Below are 2,616 nucleotides of genomic sequence, written 5' to 3'. Positions count from 1 at the left end.
TTGTCATACCCGGGGATTCGGCGCCCCGTCTGGAGTGGTGGCCGGGCCTGGACGGCTGGGTGGGCGAGGAGACGGAGGAGCCGGTGCTGCATGCGGTGGGCGACGTGGACGTCTCCGGGCGGATCGAGATCACCCTGCGGACCGGAGACGACGGCCGCCCCGCCCTGGCCGTCGGGTGCGACGGCAAGAACCTCTGGATCGCCGGCCCCGAGGGCACACGGCTCGGCGAGTCCGACCTGCCCGAGCCGGCCGCCACGCTGCGCATCCTCACCATCGGTGAGTACGTCGAGGTGTACGCCGACGGCGTCTTCGCCCTGACCGGCCTGTGCTACTCGGGTCACCCCGCCGCCTGGACGGCGGTGACGGAAGGACGTACGCGCACCCTCCCCGTCCGCCCGGTCCGCCTGCCCGACCCGGGCCGCGACGACGCGTCGGCCATCTGGCCCGGACCGATGCCGGGCTGAAAGGCCCAGCCGTGAACACCCCTGGGCGCGGATACTCGGCAGACGATCCCCTTTTCCGAACCCGGCGGAGTTCCCCCTTGACAGACCGCGCCGTACGCCGACGTCGTCAGGCTTTGTTCCTTCTGTTCTTTCTTCCCGGCATCGCCCTGTCGTCCTGGGTCACGCGCACCCCGGACGTCCGCGACCGACTGGGCCTGTCCACCGGACAGATGGGCCTGGTCCTGTTCGGCCTGTCCGTCGGTTCCATGATCGGCATCCTGTGTTCCGGCCGTTTCGTATCCCGGTTCGGCACCCGGCCGGTCATCGCGTTCGGCACTCTCCTGATCATCCTGGGCACGGCCGTCATCGGTGCGGGCAGCGCCGTGCCGTCGGCATCGCTGGTCACCGCGGGACTGTGCCTGTTCGGCGCGGGCATGGGCGGGGGCGAGGTGGCGGTCAACGTGGACGGCGCCGACGTCGAGCGCCTCACCGGGACCGCGGTGCTGCCCACGCTGCACGGCTGCTTCAGCCTGGGCACGGTCATCGGGGGTGCGGCCGGCATGGCGGCCACCGCCGCCGCGGTCCCCGTCTCCTGGCATCTGGCCGTCGTCGCCCTGATCGCCGCGGGGATGCTGGTCCACGCCATGCGTGCCGTCCCCGCCGGTAACGGCATCAGCATCAGCACCGCGCCGTCCACACCGGCTCCCGGTCCCGGTCCCGGTCCGGCGCGACGACCCGGGCCGCAGGTGTGGAAGGACCGCAAGCTGCTGCTCATCGGTGCCATCGTGCTGGCCATGGCGCTGGCCGAGGGCGCCGCCAACGACTGGCTGCCGCTGCTCATGGTCGACGGCCACGGCCTTGACGCCGCGATGGGCTCGCTCGTCTACGTGGGATTCGCGGCGGCGATGACCCTGGGACGCTTCAGCGGCAGCTACTTCCTCGGCCGTTTCGGACGGGCCGCCGTCGTGCGCGCGAGTGCCGTCTCCGGTGCCGTCGGACTCCTCCTCGTCATCTTCTCCGACAGCGCTGCCGTAGCGGCAACAGCCGTACTTTTCTGGGGACTTGGGGCCTCCCTCGGTTTCCCGGTGGCTCTGTCGGCGGCGGGCGACTCAGGCCCCGACCAGACCGCCCGCGTCTCGCTGGTCGCCATCATCGGCTACGTCGCCTTCCTCGTCGGGCCGCCCGCCCTCGGGTTCCTGGGCGACCACTACGGGCTGCGCTCGGCCATGGTGGTGGTCCTGGTGTTCGTCGCGTCCGCCATCCTCATCGCTCCCGCCGCCGACACCCGTGGCCGGGCCACCGCCATGGCGGACGTACCCCACCACACGCCGCCCGGCACGAATCCCGCAGGACAACCCCGAGAAAACCGCTCATGAGCCCGAGGGAAGCGTCCGCGGTCACGAGATCTCGCCCGGCGGGGCGAGTGGAGTGCGCTCTGGTCTATCGTCCGGCGACTGCCCTTGGAGCAAGCGGCGCGGCCCGCGCACGGCGAGCGACCGCCTGGGGCGCGGGAACCTGGCGGCTGCACCAGCCCGACGCCGTTTGAAGCGGCGGTTTCAACCCCGCGTGCCGGCCACGCGCGGCGGGGCCCGGAGCTCGGGCTCGGGGACCGGATCGCCGGCGGGAACTGGTCCGATTACTTGACAGCGCGACAGACCGCCCCGTACGGCGGGGAGTTGCCCAGGGCGGTGTTCCGAGTCTGCGATTGGGGGATGGTGAGCAGGATGCGGCTGTGGCCACCACTCTGCCGACGGAGGGTCGGGACGCAGAGAGCCATGGACGAGAGTGGCTTCTGGGCCTGCTCGTGGGATCTCGAGTTCTGCCGTATCCGGGGTGTCCAGGTAGCCATTGAGGCTGCAGACGCCCGCGCTGCGTGTCGAGGCCGGCTCCCACCTTGCCACCGCACCCCCGAGGAACGGGACCGCCCACGACGACACTCACGTCGCCGCGGGCGAGAACGTGGTCGTCCTCACCCGCTGCACCGCTGTCAAAAAGACCACGGCCAGCCGATCGACCGTTCGAGATACCGTGAGCGACTGAGCAGTCCCATGTCAGTGGCGGGTGGGGCGCGCCGGGTGGTCGTCGCGGCCGACGGACAATTGGGCCGGGTAGTACGGGACATACGCCGCGCCGTCAAGGCCGAGCGCCGTGGCCGACCGCTGGAGCGCGACCG

General features: G+C 71.5%; 1 protein-coding gene and 1 pseudogene. Both read left to right on the top strand.

Annotated features, from left to right (window positions below):
• A pseudogene (locus tag JF597_RS53235) lies at positions 1-464 on the top strand (mucin-1); the annotation flags it as partial.
• Entirely contained in the window at positions 350-1,819 is a 1,470-nt protein-coding gene (locus JF597_RS53230; protein ID WP_366916584.1) for an MFS transporter, read from the top strand. The pseudogene JF597_RS53235 and the gene JF597_RS53230, both read left to right, overlap by 115 nt.
• Positions 1,820-2,616: the final 797 nt, after the last annotated feature.

The sequence above is a fragment of the Streptomyces sp. genome, from assembly GCF_019510245.1.
Classification (GTDB): Bacteria; Actinomycetota; Actinomycetes; order Streptomycetales; family Streptomycetaceae; genus Streptomyces.
Note: the sequence above shows the minus strand (reverse complement) of the source record. Positions and strands in the feature narration are given on the sequence as shown.